This window comes from Nocardioides alcanivorans, assembly GCF_021555175.1.
Taxonomy (GTDB): domain Bacteria; phylum Actinomycetota; class Actinomycetes; order Propionibacteriales; family Nocardioidaceae; genus Nocardioides; species Nocardioides alcanivorans.
In genome coordinates this window covers 247921-264687 of the sequence record NZ_JAKGRW010000019.1, presented here as the reverse complement: position 1 = coordinate 264687, position 16767 = coordinate 247921, and the positions used below count along the sequence as shown (strand labels likewise).

The 16767-nt window shown below is 68.7% G+C and carries 15 protein-coding genes and 1 pseudogene; 10 read left to right on the top strand and 6 right to left on the bottom strand.

Features of this window, described 5'->3' with window-relative positions:
• The first annotated feature begins 137 nt into the window (after nt 1-137).
• Nucleotides 138-2369, top strand: coding sequence for a VaFE repeat-containing surface-anchored protein (locus L1066_RS11650; RefSeq protein WP_235736482.1), 2232 nt, complete (start codon nt 138-140; stop codon nt 2367-2369).
• A 157-nt stretch (nt 2370-2526) separates the two neighbouring features.
• Here L1066_RS11650 and L1066_RS11645 read toward each other — a convergent pair whose 3' ends face one another.
• Nucleotides 2527-4467, bottom strand: coding sequence for an MFS transporter (locus L1066_RS11645; protein ID WP_235736481.1), 1941 nt, complete (start codon nt 4465-4467; stop codon nt 2527-2529).
• Nucleotides 4468-4713: 246 nt separating this feature from the next.
• Here L1066_RS11645 and L1066_RS11640 point away from each other — a divergent pair, with 246 nt between their 5' ends.
• Entirely contained in the window at nt 4714-5565 is an 852-nt protein-coding gene (locus tag L1066_RS11640; RefSeq protein WP_235736480.1) for an enoyl-CoA hydratase-related protein, read from the top strand.
• A gap of 12 nt (nt 5566-5577) precedes the next feature.
• The gene (locus L1066_RS11635; protein ID WP_235736479.1) at nt 5578-5844 is read left to right on the top strand and encodes a DivIVA domain-containing protein; all 267 of its coding nucleotides are present in this window, start codon (nt 5578-5580) and stop codon (nt 5842-5844) included.
• Nucleotide 5845: 1 nt separating this feature from the next.
• On the opposite strand, the gene L1066_RS11630 is transcribed toward L1066_RS11635, so the two are convergent.
• Nucleotides 5846-7993, bottom strand: a complete 2148-nt coding sequence (locus L1066_RS11630) for an MMPL family transporter (protein WP_235736478.1) — start codon at nt 7991-7993, stop codon at nt 5846-5848.
• Nucleotides 7994-8107: 114 nt separating this feature from the next.
• On the opposite strand from L1066_RS11630, the gene L1066_RS11625 reads away from it, so the two are divergent.
• Complete coding sequence (locus tag L1066_RS11625) at nt 8108-8461, top strand: VOC family protein (RefSeq protein WP_235736477.1); 354 nt, start codon at nt 8108-8110, stop codon at nt 8459-8461.
• A 27-nt stretch (nt 8462-8488) separates the two neighbouring features.
• On the opposite strand, the gene L1066_RS11620 is transcribed toward L1066_RS11625, so the two are convergent.
• Genes L1066_RS11620 through L1066_RS27680 form a run of 3 tightly spaced genes read right to left on the bottom strand, consistent with a single transcriptional unit; the run spans nt 8489 to nt 10247 of the window.
• On the bottom strand, nt 8489-8872 hold the full coding sequence (locus L1066_RS11620) for an alpha-isopropylmalate synthase regulatory domain-containing protein (protein ID WP_235736476.1): 384 nt from the start codon (nt 8870-8872) through the stop codon (nt 8489-8491).
• A complete protein-coding gene (locus L1066_RS11615; protein WP_312007587.1) occupies nt 8869-9630 on the bottom strand; it encodes a hydroxymethylglutaryl-CoA lyase-like TIM-barrel protein in 762 nt (253 codons plus the stop codon). Before L1066_RS11615 ends, L1066_RS11620 begins: the two co-directional genes overlap by 4 nt.
• Entirely contained in the window at nt 9618-10247 is a 630-nt protein-coding gene (locus L1066_RS27680; protein WP_312007585.1) for a hydroxymethylglutaryl-CoA lyase-like TIM-barrel protein, read from the bottom strand. The genes L1066_RS11615 and L1066_RS27680 overlap by 13 nt, the downstream gene beginning before the upstream one ends.
• Nucleotides 10248-10429: 182 nt before the next feature.
• Here L1066_RS27680 and L1066_RS11610 point away from each other — a divergent pair, with 182 nt between their 5' ends.
• Nucleotides 10430-11104, top strand: coding sequence for a FadR/GntR family transcriptional regulator (locus L1066_RS11610; protein ID WP_235736475.1), 675 nt, complete (start codon nt 10430-10432; stop codon nt 11102-11104).
• A 24-nt stretch (nt 11105-11128) separates the two neighbouring features.
• On the opposite strand, the gene L1066_RS11605 is transcribed toward L1066_RS11610, so the two are convergent.
• Nucleotides 11129-11512 (bottom strand): hypothetical protein, encoded by a 384-nt coding sequence (locus tag L1066_RS11605; protein ID WP_235736474.1) that lies wholly within the window; start codon nt 11510-11512, stop codon nt 11129-11131.
• 113 nt (nt 11513-11625) lie between these two features.
• Here L1066_RS11605 and L1066_RS27675 point away from each other — a divergent pair, with 113 nt between their 5' ends.
• The 5 genes and pseudogenes from L1066_RS27675 (at nt 11626) to L1066_RS11580 (ending at nt 16698) form a co-directional block, all read left to right on the top strand.
• Nucleotides 11626-12783 (top strand): sensor histidine kinase, encoded by a 1158-nt coding sequence (locus tag L1066_RS27675; protein ID WP_235736473.1) that lies wholly within the window; start codon nt 11626-11628, stop codon nt 12781-12783.
• Nucleotides 12780-13410: pseudogene (locus L1066_RS11595) on the top strand (response regulator). The gene L1066_RS27675 and the pseudogene L1066_RS11595 overlap by 4 nt, the downstream one beginning before the upstream one ends.
• Before the next feature lie 80 nt (nt 13411-13490).
• Complete coding sequence (locus L1066_RS11590) at nt 13491-15713, top strand: MMPL family transporter (protein WP_235736472.1); 2223 nt, start codon at nt 13491-13493, stop codon at nt 15711-15713.
• Nucleotides 15710-16120 carry a hypothetical protein gene (locus L1066_RS11585; protein WP_235736471.1) on the top strand — a complete coding sequence of 137 codons (411 nt, stop codon included), beginning with the start codon at nt 15710-15712 and terminating at the stop codon, nt 16118-16120. The genes L1066_RS11590 and L1066_RS11585 overlap by 4 nt, the downstream gene beginning before the upstream one ends.
• Nucleotides 16117-16698 (top strand): alpha/beta hydrolase, encoded by a 582-nt coding sequence (locus L1066_RS11580; RefSeq protein ID WP_235736470.1) that lies wholly within the window; start codon nt 16117-16119, stop codon nt 16696-16698. Before L1066_RS11585 ends, L1066_RS11580 begins: the two co-directional genes overlap by 4 nt.
• The last annotated feature ends 69 nt before the right edge of the window (nt 16699-16767 follow it).

Below are 16767 nucleotides of genomic sequence, written 5' to 3'. Positions count from 1 at the left end.
GCCCAGACGGGCGGCGCCGCCGTTACCTTTCTGGCGACGTCGAGGGCGACGCGCACGTCCGTGGGGGACGTTCGGACGGGAACCTGAACCGGCTTCCCGTCTGCCTCGCCGTTCAGTCGACGAAAGGTGGGGTTCTGGTGGCGAAGGTGATGAACAAGGGGCTGCTCTCAGCCCGAGGGTGGGTGATCACCGCGTTCTCCTGCGTGGTGGCGCTCCTGATGCCAGCGATGGTCGTGGTTGCCCACGCGGACGTGGATCCGGGCGACGCGGTCTGGATCGGAGGCAACACACAGGGCTACGGCGGCACCAGGCTGTTCCCGATCCACGAGACCCAGCCGGCCGATCCCGGCAATCCGGGAGCGCCGGACTACTGGGCGTACTGCATCGAGCACGACGTGTCGGCCAAGACCAACACCGATGCCCACGCCGGAGACTTCGCCAGCTACCTGGGCAACAACCACTTCAGCGATCCTGCTGTGCAGGGCAAGGTCCTCTGGGTGCTGGCGCACAGCTACCCCGCGCTGAGCCTGGCGGACTTCGGCGCCGCTTCCGGCGTGCCGGGGATCTCCCAGAACGACGCGATCGAGGCAACCCAGTACGCGATCTGGCGCTACACCGATCTCACCTGGGACGCAACGTGGAACTTCGAGACCGCGGATTCGGAGGCGGCGTACTGGTATCTCGTCAACGGTGCGAACGCCAACCCGGGGCTGAGCCTGGACGACTTCGAGGTCACGGCCTCGGTGACTGCTCCCGCGGCGCCGCAGACCGCTGACTCCCTGGTCGGTCCGTTCGTGGTGAGCACGAACCAGCCGACCGCGACTGTCAGCGTCGCTCCGGCAACTGCGTTGGTCGACGCAGCTGGCGATGCGATCGATCCCGACGCGGTGGTTGACGGTCAGGAGTTGTACCTCGACCTTCGTGGGTCCACGGTCGCTGGCTCGGCGACGGTCACGGTCTCGGCGGAAGGCTCCAGTGCGACCGGCACGGTCATCTCGGTTCCGACGAGCGTGGGTGGCACTCCTACGGCCGCCAATCACGCGCAGTCGATCATCCTGGTGGCGCCGTCCACGAAGAGGACCACCGACGATGCCTCCGTTCAGTGGGCCGCTGCGCCGGGCACGCCCGATCCGGTGATCGGTACGTCGTTGGTCGACAGTGCTGATGGTGACCGGGTGTTGGGTTGGAACGGTGGCACGGTGGTGGACACGGTGGCTTTCCAGAACCTGGTGCCGGGGACGGAGTACACCCTTGTTGGTGAGTTGATGGACAAGGCTGATGGGTCGTCGACGGGGATCACTGCTTCGGTGACGTTCACGCCGGCGACGGCGGATGGTTCGGTTGATGTGTCGTTCGTGGTGCCGGCTGGTTTTGCGGGTCGGGTGTTGGTGGCGTTCGAGGAGTTGTTCGTGGGTACGGACACCTCGGGGACGCCGGTGGCTGAGCACAAGGACATCGATGATGCTGCGCAGACGGTGACGGTCGAGGACGAGCCGGTGACGCCCGTGGTCCGGACCCAGCCGAAGCTGACCACCCAGACGTCCAAGAAGCAGGTCAAGCCCGGAACCCGGTTGTTCGACAAGGTGAAGCTCTCCGGGTTCGTCCCCGGCCACGGTGCCACCGGTACGGCCACCCTCTACGGTCCCTTCGCCAAGCGCTCCGACATGACCTGCACCCCGGCCAAGGCCGTGAAGACGGTGAAGTTCAAGCCGAGGAACGGTGTCGTCAAGACGCCCAAGGTGAAGGTCACCCGGACGGGTTTCTACACCTGGGTGGCGAAGACCACGGCGGACAGTCGAAACCTCGCCGCGTCGCATGCCTGTGGGTTGAAGGCGGAGACGACACTCGTCCGCAAGCCGACCTACAAGTCGCCAGTCGTGGACACCGGTTTCAGCTCGGCAGGAGATGTCTCTGCCCGGGCACGGACCACAACTGTCGCCATCCCCGGGATCGGGGTACGCGCCTCGGCATCGACCGTCGCGATGAAGAAGGGCAAGATGCTGGTTCCGGGCAACGTCGCGACCATCGGACAGTTGGACAGGTCCGCGGGCGTGGGTGACCTGATCGGTACGACCGTCCTTGCCGGCCACGTGTCGGACAGGCGGGACCGGCCGGGCGCACTCTGGCGACTCTCCGCCGTCAAGCGGGGCCAGATCATCACGGTCAAGGAAGGCGGCAAGACCGTCCGTTACAAGGTCGGCGCGGTGAAGAAGTTCTCTCGGAAGCAGCGACTGCCCCAGCGTTTGTTCCGCACCACCGGGGCACACCGCCTGGTCCTCATCAGCTGCTCGGGCCGGGTCACGACGGCAGGTGGTGGCTTCCACTACGCGCAGAACGTCGTGGTCACTGCGAAGAAGTTGAAGAACTGACGTTTCCGGCAGCAACGTGGGGTCGACGCACCGAGCGTCGGCCCCACGTTCTCGTTGCTGCCCATCGTCTGGTGGGTGGGACGTCGCCGTCACTCACGACCGGCAGCCAACATGAACCCATGCTCGGACGAGCACGGCAGGTGGGAGTCCCGGCGGCTCAGCGCTCGGCTGGGTCGCGCTGGTCGGGATCGTCGGGGCGAGCCAGCGGCGTACCCAACTTCAGGTCGACGCTGCGGGCGGCCTCCCAGACGGTCACCGGCCGGGCGCCCATCTCGCCACCCGGAGCGGAGACGGTGAGCACGTAGCGACCGTTGCTGGGGCGAGGGATGAGATAGCGGCCCTCATGGTCGGTGCGGATGCTGCGCACGAACTCGCCCGTGTTGCGGGTGAGCACGACCAGGGCGTCGACCACTGGCGCGTCGTGGGCATCGGTGATGACGCCGGTCAAGGTGAACCGCTCGTGCAGCACGATCGCCGGCAACGGCCGCTTGTCGTCGAGCTCCATGATGCGCGAGCGCGGTTGCCAGCCCTCGGCGGCCGTGATGACCAAGTAGTCGCCGGGGCGTGGAATCGCGGCGTTGAAGCGTCCCTCGGAGTCTGCCTGGCCGAAGTCCACGGCCTCTCCTTCGGGCGTCAGGACCGTGACGACTGCTGTCTTGATCGGGTTGCCGGCGAAGGAGACGACCTTGCCGCTGACGACCCTGGCCTCGGCGCCCATCCGCTCGGTGCCCGAGCGGTCCCAGTCCTCGGAGTAGGCGCGCATCCGCAGCGTCGGCACCGAGATCGCTGCGGCTGCGAGGGAAGCTGCCGCAGCCAACCACAGCGACAGCGACAACGCGTCCTCGGTCGGCACCAGGTGGTCACCCACGGCCATCACGGATGCGGTGGTGATCGCGGCCGTGGCGGCGCTGGCGGTGGAGGTGCCGATCGAGCGCAGCAATACGTTGAGGCCGTTGGCCGAGGCGGTTTCCGTGACCGGTACCGCGCGCATGATGAGCGTCGGGAGGGCGCCGTAGGCCAATGCCGTGCCGACGCCCACCACCACCGAGCCGAGCACCACCTGGGCAAGGTCGTTGCTGAAGAACACTCGAGCGCCATAGGTCACCGCCATCATCGAGGTGCCGATGAGCAAGGTGATCTGTGCGGTCCAGCGTTTGGTCATCCACGCCGAGACCGGGGCCATGATGCCGAAGGCGGCCGCGTTGGGCACCATCCACCAACCGGTCTCCAGCACGTCGAGGCCGAGGCCGTAGCCGGTCGCCTCAGGAGCCTGGAGGAACTGGGTGGTCACCAGCATGTTGGTGAACATCGCGAAGCCGGCGAAGACCGACACGAGGTTGACCAGCATCACCGGCCTGCGACCGGCGACCCGGATGTCGACCAACGGGCTGGGGGTGCGGAGCTCGAGCGGGATCCACACCGCGAGCACCGCCACCCCTGCTGCGGCGAGGCCGAGGGTCGTGGTCGAGGTCCACCCCCACTGCGCGCCCTTGGAGACGGAGAGCAGCAACGCGGTGAGCGACGCCGAGAGGAGGACGGCACCGCGTATGTCGAAGGTGCCTCGTGTGCGGACGGGGGATTCGGGAAGCGTGGTGAGTGCCAAGACCAGGAGCGCAGCGGCCACCAGCGCGGTGAGCCAGAAGATGGCGTGCCAGTCGAGGTGGTTGGAGATGAGTCCGGAGAGTGGCAGGCCGATGCCGGCCCCGACGGCCAGCGTGGCGCTCATGATCGCGACGCCGAGTGGAACCCGTTCGCGCGGCAGTTCGTCGCGCATGATGGCGATGGCCACCGGCACCAGCGAGAGCCCGACTCCCTGCAGGGCCCGGGCAGCGATGAGCAGCGGGACGAACTCGCTGAAGGAACCGAGAAGGGAGCCGGCCAGCGAGATCGCCAGGGCCACCACCATCATCCGGCGCTTGCCGAACATGTCGGCGAGCCGGGAGATGGTCGGGGTGGAGACGGCGCCCGCGAGCAGAGTGGCGGTGACCAGCCAGGAGGCGGTGTCAGCAGACGTGTCGAGCAGGTTCGGGAGCTCGGGAAGTAGCGGGAGCAGGAGTGTCTGCTGCAGCGAGACCACGATGCCGCACAGCGAGAGCACGACCACGATGGTCGTCGGGCTGCTCCTCCGATCGGTCCTGCTCTCGGGGGAGTCGTCATCGCCGGGGCCGGGGCTGTCACGCGTGCATCACGTCATGCATTCAACCAGCACGGGCCGACGAAGGCGATGGTGCTCAGAGATTCCGCGAACAGGGCCAATGTCCGCCGGCCGCCCTGCGACTGGTGCCGGGACCGGCTGGCGGGAGCAACGGACGTGCGGGCTCCGGACGGGGCGATGCTGAGTGCCATGAACAACGCTGGAGACCCGCGCGAGTCCCTGTTCGTGACCGTCGACAATCCCGTCCCACGAGTACGGCGACTGACGTTGTCACGCCCCGAGAAGCGCAATGCGATGCACGGTCCGCTCCGTCGTCAGCTGTTGGCGGCCGTTGCTGCTGCCGACGCCGACCCGGACGTGCACGTGGTGGTGCTCCGCGGCGCGGGCAAGGACTTCTGTGCCGGCTACGACCTGGCACCCCCGCCGGACGACAAGTATGCCGACGCGGGCGGTGGGCCGGGCCGATTCCAACGAGAGGTGGTCGAGGGTTGGCTCTCACTGTCCGAGTTGTCGGTGCCGGTCATTGCGCAGGTGCACGGCAACTGCCTCGCCGGCGGCAGCGAGCTCGTTGCCTGCTGCGACCTCGCCTACGTCGCGCAGGACGCGAGGATCGGATACCCGGCAGTGCGCTTCGGCGTACCCGATCTGCAGTTCCATCCGTGGCTGATGGGACCGCGGCGAGCGATGGAGGCGGTGTTGACCGGCGACGCCATGAGCGGCGTCGAAGCCGTGGCGGCAGGCTATGCGAATCGTGCCTTCCCGGTGGACCGGCTCGAGGAGGAGACGCTGCGGATCGCAGCGCGGATCGCCGATCTGCCGCCGGAGATCGTCGAGCTCAACAAGCGCACCGTGCACCGAGCGATGCAGGCGATGGGCATGCACGCAGCCGTGCGCGCAGGCACCGAGACCAGTGCGTTGGCCTCGACGACCGGCGCCTTCGGGGCATTCATGGCGGCCGCGGGCGAGCAGGTGACCGCCGCCCTGGATGCACGGGACGGCCGGTTCGGAGACGGACGTACGGCGTCGCGCGGCCCGGCCTGAGAGCATCGGGCCATGACCGCAGAGGACGCGAGGGGCGCGACGATCGCCGAGCTGATCGACCGAGCACGGTTCAGGCCGACGCGGTTGAGCAACGGCTACGACATGGGCGAGGTCGATGACTTCCTCGATCGGGTGGGCAGAGCCTGCACGACCGGGGGCGACGTGTCTGCGCTGCTCGACACGGCGCACTTCACGCTGGTCCGGTTCCGGTCCGGGTACGCCGTCGATGACGTCGATGACTTCCTGGGCAGCTTGCGCGGGGCCGCTCCCGCAAGCTGACTCAGGAAGCCGATGCCTCGGGCTCCGGATCGGGGGACTTCTCGTCGCCGTGCCCCGGCCACCAGGCCGCGTGACCGATCAGCGCCGTCAGCGCCGGCGTGAAGAACATCGCCATCACGAAGGCCGCGATGCCGATGCCCACGGACAGTGCGAAGCCCATCGACACCAGCATGGAGTTGCCGGCCAGCATCAGCGAACCGAACGTGCCCGCCAGGATCACGCCTGCTGCGGCGATGGTCGGCCCCGCATGCTTGACGGCCTCGGCGGCGGCATCTCGCGGCACGCGGCCCTCGCGGGCCTCTTCTCGTAGGCGCGCGATCATCAAGATGTTGTAGTCGGTGCCGAGCGCCGTCACGAAGAGATAGATGTAGATCGGCAACAAGAAGATGAGCCCGGACTCGCCCTGGATGTGCTGGAAGAAGATCACTGTCGCACCGAGGGTGGCGGCGAACCCCAGCCCGACGGCGAACATCAGGTACCACGGGGCGACGAGGCTGCGCAGCAGCACGGCCAGGATCAGCAGGATCACCAGGCCAGCAGCCGGGAACACCACCGAGTAGTCGCGGGCCAGCGCCTTCTGCATGTCGGCGAAGACCGACGCGGTGCCGCCCACGAGGGCCTCCGTGCCGTCGGGTGCGGCCGAGTGGGCAGCGCTGCGGATGGGCCCCTTGACGTCGTTGAGGGCCGCGTCCGAGACGGGGTCGTGCTCGAGCACCACCATGAACTGGGCAGCTGCGCCGTCCGCCGAGACCTGGCCCGGATAGACCTGACTGACGCCTTCGGCGGCCTCGAGGGCCTCCTGGAAGGCCGGGAAGGATGACTCGTCGAGCTCTCCTTCGTCGGAGACGAGCACGACGGGTGCGGGTTCGGCGGCACCGGCTGCGAAGTGGTCCTGGAAGGTGTGGAGGGCCTCCGTCGACTCAGCGTCGTCGGGCAGGCTCGAGTTGAAGTCGAACGAGGGGTTGAAGCCCAGGGCGAAACCGGCCACGACCGCCATGAGCACTCCGGAGACGCCCGCGAAGACCGCAGGGCGCCGGCCGAGAGCGTCGCCGACCTTCGCGAAGCGAGCGCCCTCGGGCTCGCGACGCCAGTTCTTGGACGGCCAGAAGAGGGCCCGTCCGAGCAGGGTGATCACAGCCGGCACCAGCGTGAGGACGGCGATCATGGTCACCGCGACGGCGATGGCAAGTGCCGGGCCGATCGCGCGGAAGATGCTGAGGGAGCTGAGCAGCATGGCCAGGAACGCGACGATCACCGCGCCACCGGCCGAGGCGATGGCCTCTCCGGCACGCTCCATCGCGTAGGCGACGGCCCCGCGACTCTCGGCGCCCTGCCGCATGCGTTCGCGATAGCGGAAGAGGAAGAAGAGGATGTAGTCGGTACCGATGCCGTAGAGCACCACCAGGAGGATGACCTCGATCGAGGAATCAGCCTGGAGTCCGAAGACCTCGTTGGCGAACCCGATCAGGCCTGTTGCCACGGAGGCCACGACGGCCACCACGAGGATCGGCATCAGGCAGATGATGACGCTGCGGAAGATGAGTGCCAAGAGCACCACGATCAGCACGATGGTCGCGATCCCCACGATCGCCAGGGCCTTGTCTCCCGACTCCTGGGAGTCGAGTCCCTGAGGCACGTTGCCGGTGGTCTGCGCGGTCAGGTCGGTGCCGTCGACGAGCTCGGCCAGATCCTTGCGCAGGTCCTTTGCGTCGTCGAACGCAGCGACGTCGTAGCCGGTGGCGCCGTCGGCCAGGCCCACGACCCCGATCATCGTCGAACCGTCCTCGGAGAGGTTGGGTTCGCCGCCGGCCGAGACGGTGATCACCTCCTGCATGAAGGTGCGCGCGGCCAGCTTCGGACCGAGCTCCTCGCCGATCCGGGCGACCTCGGCCGTGTCGTCGTCGGTCAGGTTCTCACCGTCCGAGCGTTGGAACACGATGATCGCTGCCGGCGTACTGACCTCGGGGAAGTGGTCGGCCTGCGCCTCCATGGCGCGGATCGACTCATAGTGCGAGGGAAGGAACTCCGACTGGTCGGTCGTGGTCTTGAGCCCGGGAGCGGTCATCGCGATCACGACGGCGACCACCACCCACGCAGCGATCACGTACCAAGGACGGTGGGACACGATGCGGCCGAGTGCTTTGAACACTCCTGGCACGCTACCGAAACCGAGGCCGGGGCGACAGCATTTTTCTGCGCCCGGCAGGGGCCGCTCGGCGTTCCACGCCGCCGGTGGACCGCCACGCTGGCCTACCATCGGCTCATGGCCAGAAACCACACGATCAACTACGTGGAGATCGCTGCTCCCGACCTCGCTGAGGCGAAGGGCTTCTACGCCAGTGCGTTCGGCTGGGCCTTCAACGCCTACGGTGACGACTACGCAGGCATCCAGGGTCCCGACGGCGACGGCGAGGTGGGTGGCCTCAACCCGCACGCGTCCCCGGGAGCGGGAGGGCCGCTGGTCATCCTCTACGCCGATGACCTCGACACCACCCTCACCCAGGTGCGAGCGGCAGGCGGGCAGATCACCCAGGAGCCCTATGCGTTCCCGGGAGGGCGACGATTCCACTTCGCCGACCCTGCCGGGAACGGGCTCGCGGTGTGGTCCACCACCTGATCGCGCTCAGCCCGGATCCACCCGAGCTCAGGTGGCGGCGCAGCGCGCCACGGCATGCACCGTGGCGGTGAGCACGGATCGATCCCGGCCCGCCGCCCAGCGGATCCTCCCGGCGCGGTCGCGGTGCTCGACGAGCGTGAGCGCTTCGCTGTCGTTGCCGGCGCGAAGTGAGGTCTGGTGCAGCGAGATGATGTCGACGGGGCGACCGTGCTCGCCGAGCAGCCTCGTCAACGCTTCGACCGGACCGATGCCGTGGTGCTCAGCGCTGTGCTCGACCCCGTCGATCCGGATCCGCAGGTCGGTCCGGGCGACCCCGTCCAGCTGTGTCGAGCCGAGCGCGATGATCGCCATTGCGCCCGCTGGCTCCAGGTAGCAGCGCTCGAAGATCGTCAGGAGCTCGGCGGCCGTCACCTCGGAGCCGGTGGTGTCGGTGTGGCGCTGAACCTGCTGTGCGAAGTCGATCTGGAGGCGGCGGGGAGTTCGATCCCGAACTCGGTCTCCAGCAGATAGGCCATGCCTCCCTTTCCTGATTGGGAGTTGACCCGGATGACCGCCTCGTAGCTCCGGCCCAGGTCGGCAGGGTCGATCGGCAGGTAGGGCACCCGCCATGCGAGCTCGTGCTCCGGGAGCCGTTCGCTCGTGGCTCGGGTCCGGTGTTCGGCGAGGCCCTTCTTGATCGCGTCCTGGTGCGTGCCGCTGAATGCGGTGTGCACCAGGGCGCCGACGTACGGGTGCCGCGGGTGGGTGTCGATGCGATTGCAGTGCTCCACGGTGCGGCGGATCTCGTCGATGTCGGAGAAGTCGATCATCGGGTCGATGCCCTGGGCGTGCAGGTTGAGTGCCAGCGTGGCGATGTCGACGTTGCCGGTGCGTTCGCCGTTTCCGAAGATGCAGCCCTCGACGCGCTGGGCGCCCGCCAGGACGGCGAGCTCGGCGCAGGCGACACCAGTGCCGCGATCGTTGTGCGGGTGGACGGAGAGGATGACTGCCTCCCGCCTGGCCAGGTTGCGGTGCATGTGCTCGATCTGGTCGGCGTACACGTTGGGGGTGGCCACCTCGACGGTCGCCGGCAGGTTGATGATCACCGGACGCTCCGTCGTGGCGTCCCACAACGTGGTGATGGCATCGCAGACCTCGAGCACGTAGTCGGGCTCGGTCAGGTTGAACACTTCGGGGAGAACTCGAAGCGCACGTTGGGGAGGTCGCCGGCGAACGCCAAGACGTCGCACCCGCCGGCCATGATCAGCGCCTTCAGCGAGTCACGGTCATGTCCCAGGACCAGGTCGCGCCAGGTGGGAGCAGTGGCGGTGTACATGTGGATGACGACCTCGTTGCGGAGGCCTCGGATGGACTCCACGGTGCGTTCGATGAGGTCGCGCCTGGCGGGAGTGAAGACCGCGATCGTCACGTCGTCGGGGGCGAGGCCTGTTTCGGCGAGCAGTCGCACGAAGTCGTAGTCGGTCTGCGACGCCGAGGGGTAGCCCACCTCGATCTCCTTGTAGCCCATCGCGACCAGCAACTCGAAGAATCGGCGTTTGCGGGCTGGGTCCATGGGTTCCGCCAGGGCCTGGTTTCCGTCGCGGAGGTCGACCGGGACCCACAACGGGGCGCTGGTCAGGGTCTGCGTCGGCCAGATGCGCTCAGTGACGGGGACCTCGACGCGGGAGTGGACGTCGCGATAGCGGTGTGAAGGCATCTGGGAGGTGCGTTGGCGATTCCAGGCCGGGGCATCGACCGGAACCGGGCCGGCGGGAGCGGAGATGGTGGTGAAGGGGGAGGTGGTCACGGAGAGGTCCTTGAACTCGGATGCTGAGGGGCGGCGACCGGTGGGGAGCTCTCCACGACGGGCTGCCGGTCCGTCAGGACCCGCCGTGGCAGGGAAGGAGGAGGTCGTTGATCCGCATGTGCCACACCGTACCTCACTGCTCAGACAAGTAGACAATTCGGTCGATGGGTCAGGATGGACCCATGACACAGGTCCGCCGCGCGCCGCTCGCCGATCAGGCAGCAGAGCTGCTCATGGAGCGCATCCGCGCGGGTGAGTGGGGGATCGGCGCCAAACTTCCCGGTGAGACGACGCTCGCGCCCCAGCTCGGGGTGGGTCGATCGACGATCCGGGAGGCGATCCGCCAACTGGCAGGACGTGGCGTGCTCACCACACGTCAGGGGGCTGGCGTCTTCGTCGCGGCACTCGAGGATCCGGAACGACTCGACACCGTGCTGCGGCGGGCGGACATCGCCTCAGTGCTCGAGGCCCGGATCGCGATCGAGGTGGAGGCGGCAGTCCTGGCTGCGGGGCGGCGTACGACGGCGGAGCTGCGGGCCATGCGCAGGGCTGCGGCCGCGCGTTCGGCCCAGCGCGGGGCCGTCGACGAGTTGGTTGCGTCCGACACGGCCTTCCACCGCAGCATCGTGGTCGCCGCGCACAACACGATCCTTCTTGAACTCTTCGACAGCCTCGCGCCGCGGAGCATGACGGCCATGGCCGACATGCTCCGCCTGAACGGTGAGCACGGTGGTGACGAGGACCAAGCGATCCACGAACAGATCCTTCAGGCGATCGCCGACCACGCGTCGGAGCGAGCGGGCGCGCTGACTCGCACCCACTTGCTGACCCTCAGGCAGGGCGTTGCCGGGGAGTGATGGCCCGCGCTGGCCGCGGGGCGGTCATTCCGTCGGCGTGGTGTCGCCCTTCCCGGACACTGCCCGGGCCACGTCGGCCGGCGTGGCGTCAACGGCGCTCGGATCGGCCGCGGCGTCGATCGTCGTGTTCGGCTTCGGCTTGTCGAACGGCGCCGGGTCCAGGCCGAGTTCCTCGACCACGTTGACCGGCTCCGGAGTCGACGGGCCCGCAGCCGGGTCCGTGGGGGTCGACTTGGTGTCGTCGGCGTCAGTGTCTTCGGTGGCCGACGGAGCGGTGGCGCGCGCCGCGAGCAACGAGGCGACGGCGCCCTTGGCAAGGTGGATCGCTGACTTGGCCGTGGTCAGGGCGACCTCCAGCGTACGAACGGCGGCGTCTTGGATCTTGTCCAGCGGGATCTTGCGAGCCACGGGAGTTCCCTTCCATTGTCTGTCAGGTGGAGCACAGGGGCGCGTCGGCCCCGGCACCAGTCCGTACCCGATCCGCCCGGGGCCACGCGTCGAGCGGGCCTACACTCGGCCGCGTGAGTTTCCAGGTGCCGCAACCGAACGCCGCGCGTCTCCGCTGGGGGCTCGACGTGCTCGTCGGCGCTCTGGCCATGGTCGTCCTGCTGCGGGCGCTGCTGCAGCGAGAGCCCCATGTGGGACCCATTGCCGGGATCGTCGCCGTCTTCGTCGCGCTGCATGTGCTGCGGATCGCCGCCGACCGTTTGCTCGTCCGCCGACTGCTGCTGCTCGGGATGTGCGCTTCGTGGGCCGCGCTCGCCTCGGTCGGCGCCGATGCGGCGTACGCGTCGGTGGGCCTGTTCCTGGTCTTCCTGACCGAGCTTCCCTTCGCCCGTGCGCTGGCGGCTGTCGCGACCGTCGCCGGCCTCGACGTGGTGATCGGTGCAGTGCGGTCAGGTTGGCACGCCACCGACATGGTGGCTCCGGTGCTCGGCGCCGGTCTCACGACGCTGATCGGTCTGGGATTCCGGATGCTCTTCGAGGCCACGGCCGTGCAGCAGGAGTTGATCCGCGAACTGCAACGGACGCGAGCCGAACTCGCCGAGCGTGAGCGGACCGCCGGTCAGGAGGCGGAGCGTCAACGGCTGGCCCGCGAGATCCACGACACCGTGGCCCAGGGATTGAGCAGCATCAAGCTGTTGCTCCACGCCGCGGAGGCCGAGGGGCTGAGCGAATCGGCCGCGCAGAAGGTCGCGCTCGCCCGTGACACCGCAGCGACGGGACTCCTCGAGGCCCGACGCCTGGTGGCGGAACTCGCTCCGGCAGACCTGTCCGGGGCATCCCTCACCCAGGCGGTGCACCGGGTCTGCGAGCGCTCCGTCGCCTCCGTGCGCTGCCAGGTCGACGGCGAGCCGTACGCGTTGCCGATGGCCGTTGAGGCTGCGATCGTCCGGATCACGCAGGGCGCGCTGTCCAACGTCGAACGACACGCCGGCCGGGGTGCGCGGGCCGTGGTCACGCTCGGGTACGGCGACGCCCTGGTCCGTCTTGACGTGGTGGACGACGGAGTCGGGTTCGACCCCGAGGTGCTGACCGATGCCACCGTGCCGACGTTCGGGCTGGAGACGGTCCGTGCCAGGGTCGCGGAGCTGGGCGGCACCTTCGTCATCGAGTCGGAGCCGGGCCACACGGCGTTGTCGGTGTCACTCCCCGTCGTCGCGGCGGTGGTGTCGTGATCCGGCTCGTGGTCGCCGACGACCATGCCATCGTGCGGGCTGGCCTGCGTGCCCTGCTGGCGCAGCGGGCCGATCAGATGACCGTCGTCGGCGAGGCGGCCTCGGTCGATGAGGTCATCACGCTGAGCGACTCGCTCAGCCCGGACCTGGTTCTCATGGACCTGCGTTTCGCCGGTGACACCAGGACCGGCGTCGATGCGACCCGCATCATCCGGGCACGCCAGGCGGCGCCGTACGTGCTGGTCGTGACGAACTACGACAACGACAGCGAGATCCTCCACGCGGTGGAGGCAGGTGCGAGTGGCTACCTGCTCAAGGACGCTCCCCCGAACAGTTGTGGGCGGCGGTGAGCTCGGCCGCCCGTGGTGAGACGGTGCTTTCGCCGGCAGTGGCGACCAAGCTCTTCGACCGGATGCGTCGGACCGGGCCGACCCTCACCGCGCGGGAGCAGGAGGTCCTCGAGGCGGTGGCCACCGGTCAGTCGAACCGCGAGGTCGCCCGGTCGCTCTTCCTGAGTGAGGCGACGGTCAAGTCGCACCTCGTGCAGGTCTTCAGCAAGCTGGGGTGCGCTCCCGGACCGCCGCCGTGGCACGGGCCAGGGAGCGCGGTCTGCTGCCGAGCGGGTGAGGACCCTCCATCGAAAGTTGGGCACGACTGCGAACCTTCGTGCGATGTCCGGCGGGACGCAGTGCCGTTGACTCGCAAGCATGAACTTCTCCGTGCCCACCCGACTGTCTCGCCGTACTGCTTGGCTGGTGCTCGCGCTGTGGGTGCTGACGGTCGGGATCCTCACCTCCCTCGCGCCGAGCCTCGACGCCGTCAAGGGGACCGACGACGACAATCCGCCGAGCGACTCGATGTCGATGCAGGCCGAGGCGCTGGCGCGCGACGCGTTCGGCGGCGACGGGGCCCCGCCGGCGGTGCTCGTCTTCCGTTCTGGGGCCGCGACCACCACTCATGAGGCAGTGGAACGGGTCACCTCGGCCATCGAGGCGGCCGAGCTGCCGCACGTCGCCGCCGTGCAACGCGCCGAGGCCGGTATGGGTGCGGAGGGCTTCGTGGCGGACGACGGTCGGGCCGAGATGGTGGTCGTGCAGATGTCGGGCAGCCCCGGTGAGGACGGCTTCCGCGATGCCGTGACACGGCTGCGCGAGCTTGCCGACCGTGAAGCCGATGCGGTCGGACCCGGTGTCGAGGTCGACCTGACCGGGCCGGCCGGCATCAGCGTCGATGCGGTGAAGGTGTTCAGCGGCAGCGACAAGGTGCTGCTGTTCGGCACGATCGGCCTGGTCATCGTGCTCCTGGGAGCGATCTACCGTTCGCCGGGACTGGTCGCCGTCTCCCTGATCGGCGTCGGCTTCGCGATGCGGGTGGCGGAAGGGGTCGGTGCCCTGCTCGCCGATGCTGGCTGGATCGAGATCAGCGGACAGACGGCCTCGGTGATGACGGTCCTGCTCTTCGGGGTGGGCACCGACTATGCCCTGATCATCTTCTCGCGCTACCGCGAGGCGCTCGCTGCGCACCCCGATCCCACCGTCGCGGTCGCGGCCGCGATGCGTGGTGTGTACGGCGCGCTCCTGGCGAGCGTCTCGACCATCGTGGCCGCGGTGCTGGCGTTGCTTGCGGCGGTCAGCCCCACGCTGCACGCTTTCGGTCCATATCTCGCTGTCGGTGTGGTGTCGATGGCCGTCGTGGCCTTCACACTGACCCCGGCGCTGCTCGTCCTGCTCGGCCGCTTCGCACTCTGGCCGCGAGGTGCGAGCAGGCCGGGTGAGGGACGAGCCTGGGCACGCGTCGCCGACCTGGTGGTGGAGCGCCCGCGACGGGTGCTTGCGGTGGGGCTCGCCGGACTCGCGTTGCTCGGCACCGGTCTCGTCGGGAGCCAGCAGTCGTTCGACCTCGTCGACGGGTTTCGCATCGACACCGAGTCGGCATCGGGCCGGACGGCGCTCGCCGCATCCTTCGGGCCGGGTACCGTCGCGCCCTCTCAGGTCCTGGTGCACGCCCACGACCCGCTGAGCGACGAGCAGGTCAGGGCAGTGGTGGACGGTGTGGCCGGGCACGAGCGGGTCGCGTCCACCGGGGCAGTCCGCACCGCTGCGGGCGCGCGGACGTTGTCGGTCGATGCAGTGCTCGACGTCAACCCCTACGGCTCGCGGGCGTTGGACGCCGTACCGGACCTGCGCCGGGCCGTGGAGGCCGCCACCCGGGACGCGGGCGTGCGGGCCGACGTACTCATCGGAGGCGAGACGTCGAAGGCTGCCGACACCCGATCGGCACTCGAGCGCGACCTCGTCGTGGTGGGCCTGCTGATGCTGGCGGCCGTCGCGCTGATCCTCGGCCTGGTGCTGCGTTCGGTGCTCGCCCCGGTCTATCTGGTCCTCACCCTGCTGCTGTCGTACGTCGCCGCGATGGGGCTGACCGCCTTCTTGGCGATGGGCCTGGGCGGCGACTCCGGCTTCGGCAACCGGGTGGCCGTCTACGTCCTGGTCTTCCTGGTCGCGCTGGGGGTCGACTACACGATCTTCATGATGACTCGGTTCCGTCAGGAGCTGAGGCACGCCGAACCGGTCGACGCGCTGCGATCCTCGATCGTGCGGACCGGTGGGGTGATCTCGTCAGCGGGGGTGATCCTTGCCGGAACGTTCGGGGTGCTGATGACCCAGCCGATCCGCGAGCTCTTCCAGTTCGGTCTGGCGATGGCCATCGGCATCCTGCTCGACACCTTCGTGGTGCGACCGCTGTTGGTGCCGACCTTGATCCGGCTCCTCGGGCGGCACGCACTGTGGCCCACACGGCTGTCGCCGGCGCCGCCGTCCGAGTCGTTCCGGAGTGGCACCACTGAACAGGATCGTGGTGTGGCGTGCGTCACTGCGGACGCTACGTTGGCGATCCGCGACGCCCCCTGTGATTCCGGAGACCCACGTTGAGCGACACCTTGCCCCATGAGACTCCGAGCAGCACCGCGGCGCGGGTTCGGCCTGACGCGCCGGACGGCATCAGCGCAGAGGCGCGCGCCTATCTGAAGGCGGCCGGCGGGTTCTCGTCGATGTCGAGCAGCTGGCCGGCGTCGGAGGACCTGGCGGGTTGGGAGCAGCGCATCGCTGCCACCGATGCGGCGATGCACCACTTCTTCGAGCTGTCGATGCCCGCCGAGGGCACCTTCTCGTATGAGCTCCGGGAGATCGGAGGCACGGCGACCTGGGTGCTGGAGCCCAAGGACGTCGAGTCGGAGAACACTGTCTTCCTCGACATCCATGGCGGTGCGCTCATCCTTGGCGCGGGGGAACTCGCCTGGAAATCAGCGGCCGCGGCTGCCGCCGCTCGTCCGGGGTGACCTGGTCGCCCGACTACCGGATGCCCCCGCGGCACCCGTTCCCGGCCGCGCTCGATGACTGCTTCGCCCTCTATCGCCAAGCCGTCGAGCAGTACGGTGCCGCGAACGTGGTGGTGAGTGGGGCCTCCGCGGGAGGCAACCTGGCGGCGGCGGTACTCCTGAGGGCCAAGGATGAAGGTCTGGCCATGCCGGCAGGCCTGGTGCTGCTGACGCCGGAGGTGGACCTCACCGAGTCCGGCGACACGTTCCGCACCAATGCCGGCATCGACTTCCTCGGCTCGGCGATGGACATCAACCTCGTGTACGCCGCAGGTAGGGAGCTCACGCATCCCCACCTGTCCCCGCTCTTCGGCGATCTCACTGACTTCCCGCCGACCTTCCTGCAGAGCGGCACCCGGGACCTGTTGCTGTCCAACACGGTGCGGATGCATCGAGCGCTGCGTCGCGCCGGGGTTGCCGCTGAGTTGCACGTCTTCGAGGCGATGCCGCACGGGACGTTCAGCGGTGCCACTCCGGAGGACCAGGAGGTCCGCGCGGAGACCCGCAGGTTCGAGCGGGCGTGCCTCGGCCTGGACTGAGCCGGTTCCTGTTGGAACCCAATCGTTGAAATGCGAGAGCTCCAGCCACGCACGCGTGGCTGGAGCTCT

Coding starts and splice junctions, on each gene's coding strand:
- L1066_RS11640 (WP_235736480.1), top strand. CDS start 4,714: ATGAACAACGCTGGAGACCCGCGCGAGTCCCTGTTCGTGACCGTCGAC.
- L1066_RS11635 (WP_235736479.1), top strand. CDS start 5,578: ATGACCGCAGAGGACGCGAGGGGCGCGACGATCGCCGAGCTGATCGAC.
- L1066_RS11625 (WP_235736477.1), top strand. CDS start 8,108: ATGGCCAGAAACCACACGATCAACTACGTGGAGATCGCTGCTCCCGAC.
- L1066_RS11610 (WP_235736475.1), top strand. CDS start 10,430: ATGACACAGGTCCGCCGCGCGCCGCTCGCCGATCAGGCAGCAGAGCTG.
- L1066_RS11590 (WP_235736472.1), top strand. CDS start 13,491: ATGAACTTCTCCGTGCCCACCCGACTGTCTCGCCGTACTGCTTGGCTG.